12 protein-coding genes and 1 tRNA gene are annotated in these 18,701 nt (G+C 60.4%); 8 read left to right on the top strand and 5 right to left on the bottom strand.

Translation table 11 applies throughout. From position 1 onward, the window contains the following. Window positions 1–55: 55 nt before the first annotated feature. On the bottom strand, window positions 56–1,942 hold the full coding sequence (locus FQ755_RS21370) for an ABC transporter ATP-binding protein (RefSeq protein ID WP_144156762.1): 1,887 nt from the start codon (window positions 1,940–1,942) through the stop codon (window positions 56–58). 504 nt (window positions 1,943–2,446) lie between these two features. On the opposite strand from FQ755_RS21370, the gene FQ755_RS21365 reads away from it, so the two are divergent. From FQ755_RS21365 to FQ755_RS21355, 3 genes are all read left to right on the top strand, one after another. Beyond that, window positions 2,447–3,871 (top strand): phospholipase D-like domain-containing protein, encoded by a 1,425-nt coding sequence (locus tag FQ755_RS21365; protein ID WP_144156761.1) that lies wholly within the window; start codon window positions 2,447–2,449, stop codon window positions 3,869–3,871. Between the two features lie 676 nt (window positions 3,872–4,547). Next, window positions 4,548–5,534 carry a reverse transcriptase domain-containing protein gene (locus FQ755_RS21360; protein ID WP_144156760.1) on the top strand — a complete coding sequence of 329 codons (987 nt, stop codon included), beginning with the start codon at window positions 4,548–4,550 and terminating at the stop codon, window positions 5,532–5,534. A 2-nt stretch (window positions 5,535–5,536) separates the two neighbouring features. Beyond that, window positions 5,537–6,883 (top strand): AAA family ATPase, encoded by a 1,347-nt coding sequence (locus tag FQ755_RS21355; RefSeq protein WP_144156759.1) that lies wholly within the window; start codon window positions 5,537–5,539, stop codon window positions 6,881–6,883. A gap of 435 nt (window positions 6,884–7,318) precedes the next feature. On the opposite strand, the gene FQ755_RS21350 is transcribed toward FQ755_RS21355, so the two are convergent. The 4 genes from FQ755_RS21350 to FQ755_RS21335 form a co-directional block, all read right to left on the bottom strand. Beyond that, window positions 7,319–7,393, bottom strand: a tRNA-Val gene (locus FQ755_RS21350). A 48-nt stretch (window positions 7,394–7,441) separates the two neighbouring features. After that, entirely contained in the window at window positions 7,442–8,176 is a 735-nt protein-coding gene (dnaQ, locus tag FQ755_RS21345; RefSeq protein ID WP_144156758.1) for a DNA polymerase III subunit epsilon, read from the bottom strand. 95 nt (window positions 8,177–8,271) lie between these two features. Further along, window positions 8,272–8,718 (bottom strand): ribonuclease HI, encoded by a 447-nt coding sequence (gene rnhA, locus FQ755_RS21340; protein WP_144156757.1) that lies wholly within the window; start codon window positions 8,716–8,718, stop codon window positions 8,272–8,274. Beyond that, on the bottom strand, window positions 8,715–9,530 hold the full coding sequence (locus tag FQ755_RS21335; RefSeq protein ID WP_144156756.1) for a class I SAM-dependent methyltransferase: 816 nt from the start codon (window positions 9,528–9,530) through the stop codon (window positions 8,715–8,717). Before FQ755_RS21335 ends, rnhA begins: the two co-directional genes overlap by 4 nt. A 19-nt stretch (window positions 9,531–9,549) precedes the next feature. On the opposite strand from FQ755_RS21335, the gene gloB reads away from it, so the two are divergent. The 5 genes from gloB to carB all read left to right on the top strand — a co-directional run bounded on the left by gloB (window position 9,550) and on the right by carB (window position 18,683). Continuing rightward, entirely contained in the window at window positions 9,550–10,341 is a 792-nt protein-coding gene (gene gloB / locus FQ755_RS21330; RefSeq protein ID WP_144156755.1) for a hydroxyacylglutathione hydrolase, read from the top strand. 154 nt (window positions 10,342–10,495) lie between these two features. Continuing rightward, window positions 10,496–12,202 carry a transglycosylase SLT domain-containing protein gene (locus FQ755_RS21325; protein ID WP_144156754.1) on the top strand — a complete coding sequence of 569 codons (1,707 nt, stop codon included), beginning with the start codon at window positions 10,496–10,498 and terminating at the stop codon, window positions 12,200–12,202. A 191-nt stretch (window positions 12,203–12,393) separates the two neighbouring features. Then, window positions 12,394–13,626 carry an MFS transporter gene (locus FQ755_RS21320; RefSeq protein WP_144156753.1) on the top strand — a complete coding sequence of 411 codons (1,233 nt, stop codon included), beginning with the start codon at window positions 12,394–12,396 and terminating at the stop codon, window positions 13,624–13,626. 419 nt (window positions 13,627–14,045) lie between these two features. Next, entirely contained in the window at window positions 14,046–15,203 is a 1,158-nt protein-coding gene (gene carA / locus FQ755_RS21315; RefSeq protein ID WP_144156752.1) for a glutamine-hydrolyzing carbamoyl-phosphate synthase small subunit, read from the top strand. Between the two features lie 225 nt (window positions 15,204–15,428). Continuing rightward, window positions 15,429–18,683 (top strand): carbamoyl-phosphate synthase large subunit, encoded by a 3,255-nt coding sequence (carB, locus tag FQ755_RS21310; protein ID WP_144156751.1) that lies wholly within the window; start codon window positions 15,429–15,431, stop codon window positions 18,681–18,683. Window positions 18,684–18,701: the final 18 nt, after the last annotated feature.

Here is an 18,701-nt window from a genome sequence, read left to right as displayed (position 1 = left end):
GACAGAAAGGGATGGCGGGAGTCTCGCGACGTCCCGCCATCGTCCTCAGTACCGCTTATTCGCCGACCAGCATTTCCGAGTCGTCAATCTGCGCGGCGCCCGCGCCGGATCTGACGCTGGCGTGTCCGCCCAGTGTTGGCTCCGACAGGCCCTTGATCAGTTCCAGCGCCTGGCGCTCGAACAATCTGCGATACAGGCCTTTCTCGAGCTGGATCAGCGAATCGTGACTGCCTTCTTCGATGACCTTGCCCTTGTCGAGCACCAGCAGGCGGTCCAGCGCGCGCACGGTCGACAGCCGGTGCGCGACGACGAGCGTCGTGCGGCCCACCATCAGCCGCTCCATGGCCTGCTGGATCAGTACTTCACTTTCGCTGTCGAGACTCGAAGTGGCCTCGTCCAGAATCAGGATCGGTGCATCCGCGAGGAACGCCCGCGCAATTGCGACGCGCTGGCGTTCGCCGCCCGAGAGCTTGACGCCGCGTTCGCCCACCAGCGTGTCGTAGCCCTTCGGCAGCGTCACGATGAAGTCGTGGGCGCTGGCGAGCTTCGCCGCCTGCTCGATCTCGGCGCGCGTGGCGCCGGGACGCGCATAGGCGATGTTGTCCGCCAGCGTGCGGTGAAACAGCACTGGCTCCTGCTGCACGATCGCAATCTGGCTGCGCAACGACGCCTGATTGACGAGGGCGATGTCCTGCCCATCGATCGTGATGCGGCCGCCCGAGACATCGTAAAGCCGCTGGATCAGCTTGATAAACGTCGTCTTGCCCGAGCCCGAATGGCCCACCAGACCGACGCGTTCACCCGGCGCGATCCGCACGGAAAAGTTGTCGTAGAGCGGCGTGGCGAGCGAGCCGTAGTGGAACGTGACGTGCTCGAAACGGATCTCGCCCTTGCCGATGGCGATGGGCCGGGCGCTCGGCTTGTCCTCGATACCGAGCGGCTGTTTTTCGAGCGCCACGAGTTCTTCCATGTCGTTGACCGAGCGCTGCAGATTGCGGATGTGCATGCCGACTTCGCGCAGATAACCCTGCAACATGAAGAACATGGTCAGCGCAAACGTGATGTCGCCGACACTCGCTTCTCCGCGCGCCCACAGGAACAGCGCCGCGCCGAGGATCGACGCCTGGATCAGCACCAGCATGCCGCCTTGCACACCGCCGTTGAGCGTGCCGCGCACCCACGTGCGCCGGGTGCGATGACGCCATTTGTCGATGATGCGGGCCAGCAGCACCTCTTCGCGCTCTTCGGCGCCGAAAGCCTTGACGACCGTGTTGCAACTGACGGCATCGGCAAGCGCGCCGCCCATGCGCGTATCCCACGCGTTGGCGAGACGCGCGGCGGGCGCGACGAAGCCGAGCGACAACATCGCCGTGACGACGATATACAGCACCGAACTGACGCCGACGACCGCGCCCATCAACGGCCAGCGCACCCCGAGCAGCACCGTGGAGCCGACCAGCATTACCAGCGACGGAAACAGCGCGATCAGCAGCGTGTCGTTGAGAATGTCGAGCGCCCACATGCCGCGCGTGATCTTGCGCACGGTTGAACCGGCGAAGCTGTTCGCATGCCAGTCGGTCGAAAAACGCTGCACGCGATGAAACGCGCCGGCGGCGATCGTGCTCATCATCGTGAGTGTCAACGGGATGATGTTCTTGTAGACACCTTGACGCAGCAGCGTGGCGCCGAGTCCGAGTCCGGCCAGAATGCAGAACGCGGTGACGGCCGCATGCCACGCGGACGGGTTGCCGGCCGGGCCGGAGGCGATGGCGTCGACCAGATGCCCGGCGAACATCGGCGTGAGCACGTCGGCCAATGCCGAGAGCAGCACGAGCGACGTGACGGCGAAGATGCGCCAGGGTTGTTCGCGCCAGTGGCGGAAAGTGAAGCCGAGGACGTCCTTGAAGGCTTGTCCGCGCAAGTCGAGTTTTTTAGTAGTCATTGGTCACGGCCTGGGGACGCAGAGACCCCGGGATTCCAGTCAGGAGCAATAGGAATAGACAGCCGCAGCGTGCCGGATTGAACCGGCGTACTGATTTCAGACCGTCTGGAAAAAATGCACAGGTTTGCCGAAACGGCTGACCTGCGTAGGCGACGAGTTAAGGTCGCGAGGCCACGTAAAGAGTGGCAATGTGCACGTTGAACATGTGATGCCTCCCTTTAGTGTTGGGTGAAGTGATGATGGTTTGTTGCTGATCGGAACTGATGTCCGAAGCTCGAATATATAGCGGGTTTGTTGCGGTGGCAAGTCTTGGGCGAGAGTGTGGCGGGATTGGTACGAGGAAAGGGATGCTTTGGTGGGGGATTTTTGAAATGCTATCGGAAACTATCTCGGGCTCGCCGTTCTGTTCAACAGCGAGCTACTTGACCGCGCTAACGCGACAAAACCTTCCAGACGTTCAAGGACGTAGGGCCTAAGAAACATCGAACCCGTTCGCCACATTACATGACTACAACGAGAAGCCTGGCGCTCTTTCTGGCATGCGTGTTTGCCTTTTCCCAGCACGCTCACGCGCAATGTGTCGACCTGGTCGCCAGTCTTGCCGACGGTCAGTTGATGCAGTCGCGGATTGCGCTGGTGGACCGTGCCACGCCTGACGAGCAGATCCGCATCCTCGCCTACATCTTCGAAATCGATCAGACCGGTGGTCTGCTGTTGCGTCATCTGGTCGGCGCCGCGCGCCGAGGCGTGCCGGTCAAGCTGCTGATCGACGGCATCGGCCCCGAGCCGCACTTCCCGCTCGAGGACGAGTTCATCGTCGCCCTGCACGAGGTGGCTCCCGGCATCGAACTCCGAATCTTCCATCCACGCTCGGATCTCGTCGAGATTTCGCATCGCATGCACGACAAGCTGTTCCTGGTTGGCGACACGGCCGTGATCGGCAGTACCTCGATCTGGGATGCGAGCTTCCGCGACTGGCTCAGCGAGCGCGATCTGATGGTGTCGGGCGACGCCGGCCAGGATGCGTCCTCCCTGCACGCCATGTACCAGCATTTCGCCTTGTTCTGGAATAGCCCGGAAGTGGTTCGCCCCGAGCCGGAAAAATTCCTCAAAGTCGCAAGTCCTTATCGCGTCTCGCAGGGTGATGCGACGCTGGACCCGGCGCGCATCCATTATTGGCGCGAATGGCTGCTGGCTCCGCTCGACGCTGGAGCCCCGGCGACGGACCTGGCTGCGAGCGATACACTAACTGCCTCCGATACGCCCAATGATGCCGCCGCTCCGCCCGCTCCCGGAGCGTATTTCGATCCTGCCTGGACGCCGATCGCCTGCGAGCGTCTGCGCTATGTCCACGACTGGCCCGACAAACGCTCGCCAGGCACGTTGCAGGACATGCTGCAAGCGTTCGATACGGCGCAGCACGAGATCCTGATCATCAACCCCTACGTGATCCTGGTGCCGGAACTGCGCGAGGCGCTTGAGCGCAAGCGGCGCGAAGGTGTCCATGTGGTCCTGGTAAGCGCCTCGCTGGCGAGCCTGACGCAGGAATTCCCCGCCGTCGCGCGCGCCTACGCCGACGATCTGCCCGGCCTGGTGAATGCCGGGATCGAGGTGCGCGAATATTCCGACCGGGAGAACCGCATGATGCACGCCAAGCTGGTTCTCATCGACGGCCATCAATATTATCTCGGCAGTTTCAATTTCGATTCGCTGTCGGCCCACCTGAATACCGAAAACGGCCTGTGGATAGATATCCCTGAGGACGGCCTCGATCCCTTGCAAGACAGCGTGGCGTACTTCCTGCGCAACTCAAGTTTGGTGAGCGACGCCAATGGCCGCCTTCTGGCGGATCCCGATGCGCGCTGCCGGGCCGTCGGCTGCGGCGGCGCCTGGCGGTGGGTGACGATGCTGATCAGGAGCTTCCTCTGAGCGCGGCGTGCTCTGTCGCGCAGCTATGTGGCCGGTTTCGGGTCGCCGTCCGCGCTCTGTTGTGCAGTGGGCGGACAGCTACAGACACTTGCCTGAGGTTCGATCAGGACATTCGAGCGTCCGTTCGCCGTGAGCATTCAGCCGCCCCGCCACTGAGCTCTTACGTCACGATGCTATCTTGGCGTCTCCACGCATACTGCCGGGTGACGAACCACCGTGGCCACAACCTCGCCGTACCGCCCTTAGCCGGCGCCAGCGTCAAACGATACCTTTATCATAGGGTCGCATCCCGATAGTTATTTGCATGGGAGAAGGAATCGTCCGTGCGCTTCGTCACCGTTTGGCGAAGGTTGCGTCTGTCGTCGGAGCTCAGTAGAATAAGACTATGCCAGCGACTAGGAGTATCTCCAGTCTTAGGTCTGGCCTCTACCGGGTCTGCATCAATGTTACGTGTGGGCGATTCCTTGATTTCAAGGAGTCGCCCATTTCGTATGGAAATTCCATCGTCTCGAACTGACACCGACCCAGTCATCCCTCACGCAGATTTCCCTAACGGCACCTCGGCGGCCGCGGAGGCGTGATATCGTTCCCGATCAGGTTCCCAAACACCCCAGCTCCGCCGCGCTAGACGTCCCTAGCGACGCGTTTGCAGGACCAAATCGGGCAGTTCCGCGAAATGAACAAAAAACCGCTAGAAACCCTCTTCAATGCGATGTACCACGGGAAGCAGTCGTTCCAAGACTTCGCTACTTGTGACGTCGCGCAGCGGGTTACTCGCAAAACGGTATCCGATAATTCGGCGAAAGAGCGAATCGTATACGCGGCGGATAAGGTTTTAGTAAAATATCATTCTTTTCTTAATCTCTTCATTTTTAATCATCTCCCAATCCGTGAAGATATAGTCTTCTCGTACAGAAAGGGAACGAATGCCGCCGACGCTGTCAAGAAGCATGTCAATAGCCGCCATTTCTATCAAGCCGATATCGCAAATTTCTTCCCTAGTATTTCGGCCGATTCTATTAAAAAAGCCATCCTAAGAGGAGTCCACCAAGTTCCGGTCAGCGACGTGGCTGAGTATCTAGACCGAATTATTGATCTCGTCACTGTCGAATCCGCGCTTCCCCTTGGCTTTGCCACATCGCCATCGATAAGCAATACAGCTCTTCTTTTGTTCGACGATGCCCTATCGAGCGTCTGCTTAGAAAAGGGCCTCGTCTACACCCGGTATTCTGACGACATCACGATTTCAGCGCAAGAAAAAGAGTCCTTGCTTGGAATGGACGCTACGATTACGCGCCTTCTCGCTGAATGTGACTATCCACAGATGCATCTTAACGATCGGAAAACCAAACTGACTAGCATCGGGCGGAAGATCAAGATACTTGGTATGGTCATTCTTCCGAATGGGCAGCTTACCGTTGATTCGAAGATCAGAAACCGAGTAGAAACGATGTTGCATTTCTACGTCCGCAATAATGACGCACTGGTGGATCTCACAAACACTGATTTGGACGAGAGTGTCGATGTACTTGGCGGCTTGGTAAACTACGTTAACACGATCGATCAAAAATATCTGGACAAACTTCGGCGAAGATATGGCGTCACGGTGATCGATACGCTGATCCATCGGCAGAAAAATACGGATTCGAAGAGGAACAAGTGACGATGGAAATTTTCGTTCAGATCGAAAATATTCAGCACATCACCAGTGCGTGCATTGCAATCCCGTTTGATGGTAATCAGCTATTTTGTATCGTCGGTAGAAACGGTGTCGGAAAGACTTCCATCGTAAAAGCGCTGAGGAATCTTCGCGTAGCGGACACGTATAACCTTACGTCGGACCGCAGCATTTTTTCGCCGCAAAGCCGTATTGTTTATCGCTACGGCGGCACCGATTACCTGTTCGAGTACGACGAGAACATCGGCACCCTGAACAGCAAGACGCCCGTTCCGCGTGCATTGAAGGATGAGATTGATGTCGAGCTACCCATGCCGCATGGAGAACGGTTTAATTACTTTCAAACAATTAGCAACAACGACGCCGAAATACGGCAGAACGTTGTTTTGGAAAACTACTCCGTTCCGCAAGAGCTTATCGATTTTCTTTCGGATATTTACGGAGAACGTCGATTTGACGATCTTCGAGAAATTCGAATAAAGAATAAATCATATTTTTGCCTAATCAGGCCCGATAGCCGATATATCCGCGAAGATTATTTCAGTTCAGGGGAGTTTTTTGTTATAAGTTTGTACCGGAAAATTAGAAATCGAAAGAAACTAATTGTTATTGATGAGATCGACATATCGCTCGATGCCGCTGCTCAAGTGCATTTGATAAAAAATTTACGGCGCTTTTGCGCGGATTATAGTGTAAATATCGTTTTCACAACTCACTCTCTAGCCATGCTTCGCTCGTTAGATCGAGACGGTGAGATATTGTACTTGACAAACGAAAATGGCCAAGTCGAGCATAATGAAGTAACATATAACTACGTTAGAAGCATTTTGTTTGGATTCACCGGATGGGATAGATACATCTTGACGGAGGACAAAATTTTAAATGAATTCATCGAGCACATTATTCGAAAGTATATCAAAAGAATATTTAGTTCGTACACGATAGTTCATATCGCAGGCGGGTCGAACACTGTTGACTTGATGACAAGAAACAGAAGCGAAAAATTCTTCACCGATGAAGCGACTGTCATTTGCGTTCTAGACGGGGATCAAACAGGGGAGCGATATGCGCACGCTCGCAGCGACATTCTCTTTGTTCCCTTCCTAAGTGTTGAAAAAGATATTTATATCGAATATCAGAATGGAAAACTAAAAAAACTGCCGCATGACTGGAAAGGCGATGTTAGTAAAAAAGATGGGAAAGGTCTTTATATTGCATTAAAGCGATCTGGACTATACAGTCAGATCGAACTTTTTGAACATTTGTGCGAAAAATACGCAAAAGAGATTCGGTCGTTTGTCGCGCAAATCGAGGAATTTCTCGCGCCAGCCTAGAGATACCTCGTGTCATACGAGCAGTCGCGGACACCCAGCTATGCTGCCCATGTCCGCACTATGTTGACAGAGCTCGCTGGGGGCTCGGGGGGCTGGCGTTCGAATGAGTGGATCCGCGATCGCCGGACTCGATTTCCAGTTGGGGTTCCAGTGGCCCGCTTTGGTCGACGACGAATCACCTCCGGACGCTGAGGCGCGGATGGCCGTTGCACCCTTGCGAGCTGCCGTTGAGTTCACGCTGGGTCGAACGGCCGAAGTGGGTCGTTAGCTGCTCATTGATCCGGCCGCATATACGAAGCGTTGTTGAGCGTCGAGCAAACGAAAAAGCCCCGCGAGTGCAGGGCTTTTTCGTGTTGCTTTAGCAGAAGCTCGGTTCTGGCCGGAGTAGTTGGTCAAACTAATGTTGGACCCGTTTCCAGAGGCTTCGGAGGAATCTGGTGGGTGGTACAGGGATTGAACCTGTGACCCCTGCCGTGTGAAGGCAGTGCTCTACCGCTGAGCTAACCACCCGAAGAGATTGAGATTATGTCAGAGGATCTTGAGCTCGTAAAGCACTTTTTAAGCGGTTTGCTCATCCGCAGCGGGAGCAGATTCCAGACGCCAAACGCTGGTGCCTTTAACCGCCTTATCGAGTCCGTCCAGCACGGCCTGGTGCGCCGCGATCTCTTCGTCGCTTGCGACGATAACCGGCAACTCAAGCGAACCAAACGCCACCCGCGGAGCGCGCTCGCCGCCGCTCGCTGACGTTTCACCCAGCATATCGATGACGAGGCTCTCCTGGCCGCGCGTCATCGCCAGATAAACCTCGGCGAGCAGTTCCGAGTCGAGCAGTGCGCCGTGCAGCGTCCGGTGCGCGTTGCTGATGCCGAAGCGGTCGCACAGCGCATCGAGTGAGTTGCGCTTGCCGGGGAACATCGCCTTGGCGCGCACCAAGGTATCGATCACCTCGCCGCAATGCGAACTGAACGGCGGCAGGCCGAGCAGGCCAAATTCGGCATCGAGAAAGCCGATATCGAACGGCGCATTGTGGATGATCAGATCCGCGCCCTGCACGAAATCGCGCAGTTCGTTGGCGATCTCCGCGAACTTCGGCTTGTCGCTCAAAAACTCGGTGGTGAGACCGTGGACCGCAAGCGCGCCAGGGTCGCTATCGCGTTCCGGATTAACGTAGAAGTGCAGGTTGTTGCCCGTGAGCCGGCGGTTCACCAGCTCGACGCAGCCAATTTCGATGATGCGGTCGCCAGTGCGCGCATTCAGGCCGGTGGTTTCGGTATCGAGGATGAGTTGACGCATGTCGGATTAACCCGCTCTAAAAATTTGGCGTGAAGAAAAACAAAACACGCAAGCAGCCTCGCTCGCGTAGAAGGCGAAGCGCGTAAGCACGCGCCTCAGATTTCCGCCAGCGACGCGACGCCGCGATTCGCCAGCGCATCGGCGCGCTCGTTCTCCGGATGCCCTGCGTGACCCTTCACCCAGCGCCATTCGATCTCATGCTGCTGGACTGCCGCATCGAGCCGCTTCCACAAGTCCGCATTCTTCACCGGCGTCTTCGCGGCCGTCATCCAGTTTTTCTTTTTCCAGCCGTGGATCCATTCGCTGATGCCTTTTTGCACATATTGCGAGTCGGTATGCACGACGGCCTTGCAAGGCCGCTTCAACGCTTCGAGCGCGGCAATCACTGCCATCAGTTCCATGCGGTTGTTGGTGGTGTTCGCCTCGCCGCCGAACATCTCCTTTTCCTGCGCGCCGAAGCGCAGCAGCGCACCCCAGCCGCCTGGGCCGGGATTGCCTTTGCAGGCGCCGTCGGTATAGATATCGATCAATTCGGAAGTCATTTTCTCTGGTTGCGTGTGTTCGGGGAGGCGGCGGGGGCGAGGCCCGCGGCAAGCACGGGCTTTTTCACCTTTACGGGGCCGATGAGGCGCATGCCGCGCACGCGCTTGATCGCCTTCACCATGTAGGTGGCGCCGAAGATCGGCCACCAGCGGTCGCCGGCGCTTTCCATGAAGGCGTAGCGCGCGAGCCACTGGTCGCTGACGAGGGGCGGACGATAGCAGCCGAAGCGGCCGCGCTCAAGGTCGAAGCCGAGCAGTTTAATCCAGTCCTTCAGGCGAGTGAACGCAATCAGGTCGTGCGCGGCCGGCACGAACGGACGGCCCGTGACCTTGCCGACCGACTGCCGCGCGCCCCACAGCGAAAGCGAATTGAAGCCGAGGATGATCAACTGACCTTCCGGCATCAGCACGCGTTCGGCCTCGCGCAACAGGCGGTGCGGATCGCGCGTGAATTCGAGCGTATGGGGCATCACGATCAGGTCGACGCTCTGCGCTTCGAACGGCAGGTCCAGTAGATCGCACCAGACCGTGCTGCGGCCTGGCGGTGCATGCTGTTCGCGCGCGCCGCTGCCGGCAGTGCGCGGAAAACGGTACGGCGCGCTGGCGCCGCTCGCGGCGTCCAGCACGAGGCCGCGGCACGGCATGCGGTTCTCGCGCAGTGCGTCGAGCTGCGGCAGGCCGAGTTGCAGCGCGTGGTAGCCGAACACGTCCGACACCACGCGGTCGAGCTGCGCCTGTTCCCATTCCAGCACGTAGCGTCCGGGTGGCGAATCGGTCCAGGCGGGCCAGTCTATAATCGTTCGCTCAGACATATTGAAGATTGCGTCGCCTATGAATGCGCTCGAGTACGTACCCGTCCCGGCGTTTGAAGACAATTACATCTGGCTCGTGTCGGACGGCCGCCATGCGGTGGCCGTCGATCCGGGTGAGGCCGCTCCGGTTCGCGCCTATCTGGCGAAACGGGGCTGGCAGTTGAGCGCTATTTTACTCACGCACCATCATCAAGACCACGTCGGCGGGGTGGCCGATCTGCTGAATGGCCAGGACGTCCCCGTCTATGGGCCGGCCGGCGAATCGATCGAGCGGCTGACTTACCGTCTGAAAAGCGGCGATCGCGTGAGCCTCGTCGAGCCAGCGCTCGAATTCAGGGTGCTGGATGTGCCCGGCCATACGAGCGGCCACATCGCCTATTTCCAGGCGGCCGATCCGGCCGGCACCCCGCACGTGTTCTGTGGCGACACGCTGTTTGCCTGCGGCTGCGGCCGGCTGTTCGAAGGTACGTCGGCGCAGATGCTGAAGTCGCTGGACGAACTCGCCGCGTTGCCGGGCGACACCCAGGTCCACTGCGCGCACGAATACACGCTGTCGAACATCCGTTTCGCGCTCGCCGCCGAGCCGGACAATCTCGCGCTACAGGCGTGGCGCGACAAGGCGACGGCGCTGCGCGAGCGCGGCGTGCCGACTTTGCCCACCACGATCGGACACGAGAAAGCCGTCAATCCGTTCCTGCGCGCGGATCAACCGGCCATTCAAACGACGCTCGCGGAACAGTTGCATGAATCAGTGCTCGATCGTTTAACGGCGTTCACACTGTTGCGGGAATGGAAGAATAGGTTCCGTTGACCTGGTTTTCATGGGGTCAAGTTCACCTTGAATTTCGGAAAAATCTGCCAAGCCCAAGATTTTCCAAGGTTTTTCGTATATTTCCGATTGACGTAAACGTTTCGCTTTCGTACTATCGGCTGCAAATTCCAGTCCTGTGGAAGCCGAGACGTTCATGAGATTTATCTTTAGTGCGTTGTTGGTCCTCATGCTCGCCGCTTGCGCGAGTGAGGGGTCGACGACGAGTAGCAATACCGCCACTCCCAATCCTGCCACCCAGCAAGCCGTAGCCGACGCCCTTCGCAAAACCGCCTCTGCCCAGGAAACGATCAACGTCGATCAAGGTTCGGTCGACCAGTTGACGAGCGCCGACGCGGATCTGTGGGCGCGCATTCGCCGTGGTTTCCAGATGCCCGACCTGCAAAGCGACCTCGTCGACATGCAGGCCAACTGGTACGCCCAGCGCCCGGAATACGTCCAGCGTATGACGGAGCGGTCGCAGAAATACCTCTATCACATCGTGGAAGAACTCGAGCAGCGGCACATGCCGACCGAGCTCGCGTTGCTGCCGTTCATCGAGTCCGCCTACAACCCGCAGGCGTTGTCGGTGGCGAAGGCGGCCGGCATGTGGCAGTTCGTGCCGGACACCGGCCGCACCTATAACCTCAAGCAGAACATGTGGCAGGACGAGCGGCGCGACGTGCTCGCCTCCACCAGCGCCGCGCTCGACTACCTCTCGCGTCTGCATGATATGTTCGGCGACTGGCAACTGGCGCTCGCCGCCTACAACTGGGGCGAGGGCAACGTGCAGCGCGCCATCGCGCGCAACGAAGCGGCCGGTCTGCCGACGGACTATCAGGATCTGCGCATGCCGAACGAGACGCGCAACTACGTCCCGAAGCTGCAGGCGGTCAAGAACATCGTCATGAACCCGCAGGCGTTCGGTCTGGCGCTGCCGTCCATTCCGAATCACCCATATTTCGTGACGGTCACCACCGCGCATGACATCGACGTGGATGTGGCGGCCAAGCTCGCCAACATGACGCCCGACGAATTCCGCTCGCTGAACCCGTCGTTCAAGAAGCCGGTCATCCTTGGCGCCACGCAGCCCCAGATTCTGCTGCCGTTCGATAATGCGAGCGCTTTCGAACACAATCTGAAGGGCTACACCGGCAATCTGTCGTCGTGGACGACCTACACCGTGACCGAGCGCGCCGCGCCGGCCGTGATCGCGCAGAAAATCGGCGTCGATGCGGACACGCTGATGGAAGTCAACAAGATTCCGGTCGGCATGCGTCTGAAGCCGGGTTCGACGATCGTGGTGCCGCGTAGCGACGACGGCAACGACGACGAAGACATCAGCGCCGACGTCGCCGAAAGCGCCGTGCTCGCCATGGAGCCGGACGTCCCCGACACGCGCAAGATGCTGATTCGCGTGCGTCGCAAACAGTCCATGGCGGCGCTGGCGGTTCGCTACGGCGTGTCGATCGGGCAGTTGAAATCGTGGAACCGCACGCATCGCGACCAGGTGAATCCGGGGCAGGTGATCGTGCTGCACGTACCGGTTGGCAAAGCCATGCCGAGCGAACCCGGTCCGGAACGGATCGCCACCAGCATGCAGGGCGGCGGCGTCGAGCGGATCGGCACCCAGATGACAGACACCCGCTCCGAATCGCGTTACGATAAGAAATCGGGTCGTGGCCGCAATGCCGTCGTGAAGGTGTCGGATTCGACGGGCAAGGCCGGCAAATCGTCAGCATCGAGCTCGGCGTCCAGGGGCAAGATGGTGAAGGTGGCCGAGCCGGTCACGTCGAGCAAGGCGTCGAAGGCTGCGGCTCCAGGCCGCCCGAAGACCGCGGCCAAGACGAAGAAGGGTAATTAGACCAAAGCGGCTCTGACGGAAGTGGCCACATGCGCTGCGGGGGCAGCGCGTGAATTGCGCTCCGAACACTTCTCGTTTTTCAACGCCGTCACCTGTGGTGACGGCGTTTTCGTTTCAGGGTCTTTGTGCCCGATGCCGGTATTTTCCTTTATCGTTCCAGCTTTCGTCTGACCCGAATCCGCTTCCAGCCTATGTCGTCCATCCAGCTTCGCGTGTTCCTGCTGTTTTCCGCGGGCTACTTTGTCTCCTACGTGTTTCGCGGCGTCAATCTCGGTTTTGCGCCGCTGATTACCCATGAACTGGGTCTTTCGGCGGGCGATCTCGGCCTGCTGACGAGCCTCTATTTCCTCGGCTTCGCGGGCGCGCAGCTTCCGGCCGGCGTGCTGCTCGACCACTTCGGCTCGCGGCGCGTCACGGCCGGCATGCTGCTGTTTGCGGCGGCGGGCATCTGGGCATTCGGAGCGGCGCATGGCATCGGCATGATGATGCTTGGGCGGCTGTTGATCGGCGTGGGCGTGTCGGTTTGTCTGGGCGCGGCGTTCAAGGCGCTGGCGCAGCATTTCGAAGCGGCCCGGTTGCCGCTGATCAACGGGCTTGTCATGGCCGTCGGCGGTCTGGGCGGCGTGGCTGTGGGCTCGCCGCTGACATGGGTGTTGACCTTCGCGAGTTGGCGCGCGGTGTGCGGCGGGCTCGGCGTGTTGACCATCGTGGTCGCGCTCGCCTTGTGGACTCTCGCGCCGGAGGGTCCGGAAAATCACCGCCAGGCGAGCCTCGTCACGCAGTTCAAAGGCACCTGGCATATCCTCAAAAGCCCGGCGTTCTGGAAGATCGCGTCGTTTTCGGTCGTGACGCAGGGCGTGTTCTACTCCATGCAATCGCTGTGGGTCGGAGCGTGGATGCGCGACGTGATGGGCCTCGCGCCGCGCGAGGCGGCCGCCCAGGTGTCGATTCTCGGCTTTGCGATGATGGCCGGCTGCGTCGGTTTCGGCGCCGGGGCGCGCAGCCTGGAAAAGCGCGGCGTGTCGCTGTATGCCTTTTGCGGGATCGGCATGGCGCTGTTCGTCGTCACCCAGTTGCTGATCATGTTCGGCGCGCCCTTGCCCTCGGGACTGCTGTGGGCGGCATACGGCGTCTTCGGCGGCACGGGCATTCTGAGCTACGCGGTGCTGGCGCGGCATTTCCCGGCGCATCTGATCGGCCGCGGCAATACCACGCTGACGCTGATCATCTTCCTGCTGATCTTCGGTTTCCAGATCGGCGTGGGCGCGGTGCTGTCGCAGTGGCCGGCGACGGCCGGGCACTATCCGGCCGCCGCCCACCTGACCGCATGGGGCATCCTCGTCGTCCTGCAGGTGGCCAGCGCAATCTGGTACGTGTTGCCGAGCCGGGCGCTCGCCAAACCGGCCCAGTTGCAGTCCGAATAACGCCGCCTTTAAGACGGCGTGGGCCCTCCAGGGCCGTATCCCGATTCGGCTGCGAAAATTCCGTGCAGGCAGGCTGGAAGCCCTGTCGCACAAGGCGCCGCGCCGTCAGACGGGGCCTTGTACCTGCCCGGTATGCCATCTCGGATTTGGAGGGAAGGGCGTTTTCGGGCTACAATTGCAAGGTTTGAGCTTATCAACCCGCACCCTAGCGCCTACCTCTCCCACACCGTTCATCCGCCGCGCGCCGCCAACGCACCGCACCCAGCCGATCAGTCCACACAATGGATCCATCGCGCCCTTGCGACGTTTGCCGCGGTACGCGAGCGAGCCTGCGCGCGCATCCAAAGATGCGCCTCGCTGCGGCTCGCACGGCTCGGATAGACAGGTCGGCATCAGGGTGTTCCCCCAAGGAGTCTCCCGTGTTGCCGTCTTTTTCTCCCGCTCTGCTCGCGCTCGCCGACGGCACGGTCTTTCGTGGCTACTCGATCGGCGCCCCCGGCCATACGATTGGCGAAGTCGTTTTCAACACCGCTATCACCGGTTATCAGGAAATCCTGACTGACCCGAGCTACGCGCGTCAGATCGTGACCCTCACGTATCCGCACATCGGCAACGTCGGCGTGAACGCCGAAGATGTGGAAGCCTCGAAAGTCCATGCCGCCGGCCTCATCATCCGCGACCTGCCGGTTCTCGCCTCGAACTTCCGCATGGAGCGCACGCTCTCTCAATATCTGCAGGACGAAGGCGTGGTCGCCATCGCCGCCCTCGACACCCGCAAGCTGACGCGCCTGCTGCGCGACAAGGGCGCGCAGAATGGCGCGATCCTGGCTGGCTCGGACGACGAAGCGAAGGCAATCGAACTCGCGCGCTCGTTCCCGGGTCTTGCCGGCATGGATCTGGCGAAGGTCGTGTCCACGAAGGAATCGTTCGAATGGACCCAGACCGAATGGCGTCTGGGCGAAGGCTACGGCACGCAGAAAGCGCCGACTTACCGCGTGGTCGCGTTCGACTACGGCGTCAAGTACAACATCCTGCGCATGCTGGCCGAGCGCGGTTGCCACGTCACTGTCCTGCCCGCGCAAGCGACGGCCGCCGACGCGCTGGCGCTCAACCCGGACGGCGTGTTCCTGTCGAACGGCCCCGGCGACCCGGAACCGTGCGACTACGCCATCGCTGCCACGAAGGAGCTGATTGCAGCGGGCATTCCCACCTTCGGCATTTGCCTCGGCCATCAGATCATGGGCCTCGCGGTGGGCGCGAAGACCATGAAGATGAAGACCGGCCACCACGGCGCGAACCATCCGGTGAAAGATCTGGACGACGGCCGCGTCGTGATCACGTCCCAGAATCACGGTTTCGCGGTCGATGCCGCCACGCTGCCCGCCAATGCGCGCGCCACGCACGTCTCCCTGTTCGACGGCACGCTGCAAGGCTTCGCGCTGACGGACAAACCGGCCTTCTGCTTCCAGGGTCACCCGGAAGCGTCGCCCGGCCCGCACGACATTGCTTATCTGTTCGATCGCTTCACCGGCTTGATGGACCACAAGAAGGCCGGCAAGACGGCCGCGGCGGCGTAAGGCGTCCGCTTAGGTAGCCGCCCAAAAGGGCGTCTACATAAAGCAAGACGGCCGCGCACGGCGAAACCCCGGTGCTCCAGGCCGGGCCGCTTCGCCGGCGAGCGGAAAAGAACAGAGCGCGCCGCCGCGGCAGCTATGCGGAGCCGAACCAGCTAACGGCTGCGGCGACTGCAGCGGCGAAGCGCGCCAACGGAAAGAATTCAGGAATACATTAGCGAGAGCGTTATGCCCAAGCGGACAGACATTAAAAGCATCCTTATCATCGGCGCGGGTCCGATCATCATCGGCCAGGCGTGCGAGTTCGACTACTCGGGCGCCCAGGCTTGCAAGGCGTTGCGTGAGGAAGGCTACAAGGTCATTCTCGTCAACAGCAATCCGGCGACGATCATGACCGACCCGAACACGGCCGACGTCACCTACATCGAGCCGATCACGTGGGAAGTGGTGGAGCGCATCATCGCCAAGGAGCGCCCGGACGCGATCCTGCCGACGATGGGCGGCCAGACCGCGCTGAACTGCGCGCTGGACCTCCACGCGCACGGCGTGCTGGAAAAGTACAAGGTCGAGCTGATCGGCGCCTCGCCGGAAGCCATCGACAAGGCGGAAGATCGCCAGAAGTTCAAGGACGCGATGACCAAGATCGGTCTCGGTTCGGCCAAGTCGGGCACCGCGCATTCGATGGAAGAAGCGTTGCAGGTGCAGGCGCAGATTGCGACCGAAACCGGCAGCGGCGGCTATCCGGTGGTGATCCGCCCGTCGTTCACGCTGGGCGGCTCGGGCGGCGGCATTGCGTACAACCGCGAAGAGTTCGAAGAGATCTGCAAGCGCGGCCTCGACCTCTCGCCCACGCGCGAACTGCTGATCGAAGAATCGCTGCTCGGCTGGAAAGAGTACGAGATGGAAGTGGTGCGCGACAAGGCGGACAACTGCATCATCGTGTGTTCGATCGAGAACCTCGACCCGATGGGCATCCACACCGGCGACTCGATCACCGTCGCGCCGGCGCAGACGCTCACCGACAAGGAATACCAGATTCTGCGTAACGCCTCGCTCGCCGTGCTGCGCGAGATCGGCGTGGACACGGGCGGCTCGAACGTGCAGTTCTCGATCAATCCGAAAGACGGCCGGATGATCGTGATCGAGATGAATCCGCGCGTGTCGCGTTCGTCGGCGCTGGCTTCGAAGGCCACCGGCTTCCCGATCGCCAAGGTCGCGGCGAAGCTCGCCTGCGGCTACACGCTCGACGAGCTGAAGAACGAGATCACCGGCGGCCAGACCCCGGCTTCGTTCGAACCGACCATCGACTACGTCGTCACCAAGATTCCGCGTTTCGCATTCGAGAAGTTCCGCGAAGCCGATCCGCGCCTGACCACGCAGATGAAGTCGGTGGGCGAAGTGATGGCGATTGGCCGTACCTTCCAGGAGTCGTTTCAGAAGGCGCTGCGCGGTCTCGAAGTGGGCGTGGACGGTCTCGATGAAAAGACCGTGAGCCGCGACGAGATCATCCGCGAGATCGGCGAAGCCGGTCCGGACCGGATCTGGTACGTGGGTGACGCGTTCCGTATCGGCATGACGCAGCAGGAAATCTTCGAAGAGACGTCGATCGACCCGTGGTTCCTCGCGCAGATCGAACAGATCGTGCTGAAGGAAAAGGCGCTGGACGGCCGCACGCTCGCGAGCCTGTCGAAGGAAGAACTGAAGTATCTGAAGCAGAGCGGCTTCTCGGACCGGCGTCTCGCCAAGCTGCTCGGCGCCAAGCCCGCGGAAGTGCGCGCGCGCCGTATCGAGCTGAACGTGCGCCCGGTCTACAAGCGCGTCGACACCTGCGCGGCCGAGTTCGCGACGAACACGGCGTATCTGTACTCGACCTACGAGGAAGAGTGCGAAGCGAATCCGACGAACAACAAGAAGATCATGGTGCTGGGCGGCGGCCCGAACCGGATCGGCCAGGGCATCGAGTTCGACTACTGCTGCGTGCACGCCGCGCTCGCCATGCGCGAAGACGGCTACGAGACGATCATGGTCAACTGCAATCCTGAGACCGTTTCGACCGACTACGACACGTCCGATCGTCTGTACTTCGAATCGCTGACGCTCGAAGACGTGCTGGAAATCGTCGACAAGGAAAAGCCGGTCGGCGTGATCGTGCAGTACGGCGGCCAGACGCCGCTGAAGCTCGCGCTCGATCTCGAAGCGAACGGCGTGCCGATCATCGGCACCTCGCCCGACATGATCGACGCCGCCGAAGACCGCGAGCGTTTCCAGAAGCTGCTGCAGGACCTGGGCTTGCGTCAGCCGCCGAACCGCACCGCGCGTGCCGAAGACGAAGCGCTGAAGCTGGCCGATGAAATCGGTTATCCGCTGGTGGTGCGTCCGTCTTACGTGCTGGGCGGCCGTGCCATGGAAATCGTCCACGAGCCGCGCGATCTCGAGCGCTATATGCGCGAGGCCGTGAAGGTGTCGAACGATTCGCCGGTGCTGCTCGACCGCTTCCTCAACGACGCAATCGAATGCGACGTGGATTGCATCTCCGACGGCGAAGCGGTGTTTATCGGCGGCGTGATGGAGCACATCGAACAGGCGGGCGTCCACTCGGGCGACTCGGCTTGCTCGCTGCCGCCGTACTCGCTGTCGCAGGCAACCATTGCCGAACTGAAGCGCCAGACCGGCGCGATGGCCAAGGCGCTCAACGTGATCGGCCTGATGAACGTGCAGTTCGCAATCCAGCAAGTGCCGCAGCCGGACGGTTCGAAAGAGGACGTGATCTATGTGCTCGAAGTGAACCCGCGCGCTTCGCGCACGGTGCCGTATGTGTCGAAGGCGACCAGCCTGCCGCTCGCGAAAATCGCGGCGCGCGCGATGGTCGGCCAGACGCTGGCGCAACAAGGCGTGACGAAGGAAATCGATCCGCCGTACTTCAGCGTGAAGGAAGCCGTATTCCCGTTCGTCAAGTTCCCGGCCGTCGATCCGGTGCTTGGACCGGAAATGCGCTCGACCGGCGAAGTGATGGGTGTGGGCCAGACTTTCGGCGAGGCGCTGTTCAAGTCGCAGCTCGCGGCAGGTTCGCGTTTGCCGGAGTCGGGCACGGTGCTGTTGACCGTGATGGACGCCGACAAGCCGAAGGCCGTCGAAGTCGCCCGCATGCTGCACGAACTGGGCTATCCGATTGTCGCGACCAAGGGTACGGCTGCCGCCATCGAAGCGGCCGGCGTGCCGGTCAAGGTGGTCAACAAGGTCAAGGACGGCCGTCCACACATCGTGGACATGATCAAGAACGGCGATATCGCGCTGGTCTTCACGACCGTCGACGAAACCCGCGCGGCGATTGCCGATTCGCGTTCGATCCGCATGAGCGCCCAGGCAAACAAGGTCACGTACTACACGACCATGTCGGGCGCGCGGGCCGCCGTCGAAGGCTTGCGGTATTTGAAGGACCTGGAAGTCTATGATTTACAAGGACTCCACGCTCGCCTAAACTAAGGCTTCGAATACCTGTCC

The organism is Paraburkholderia sp. BCC1885 (assembly GCF_900996235.1).
GTDB lineage: Bacteria > Pseudomonadota > Gammaproteobacteria > Burkholderiales > Burkholderiaceae > Paraburkholderia.
Note: the sequence above shows the minus strand (reverse complement) of the source record. Positions and strands in the feature narration are given on the sequence as shown.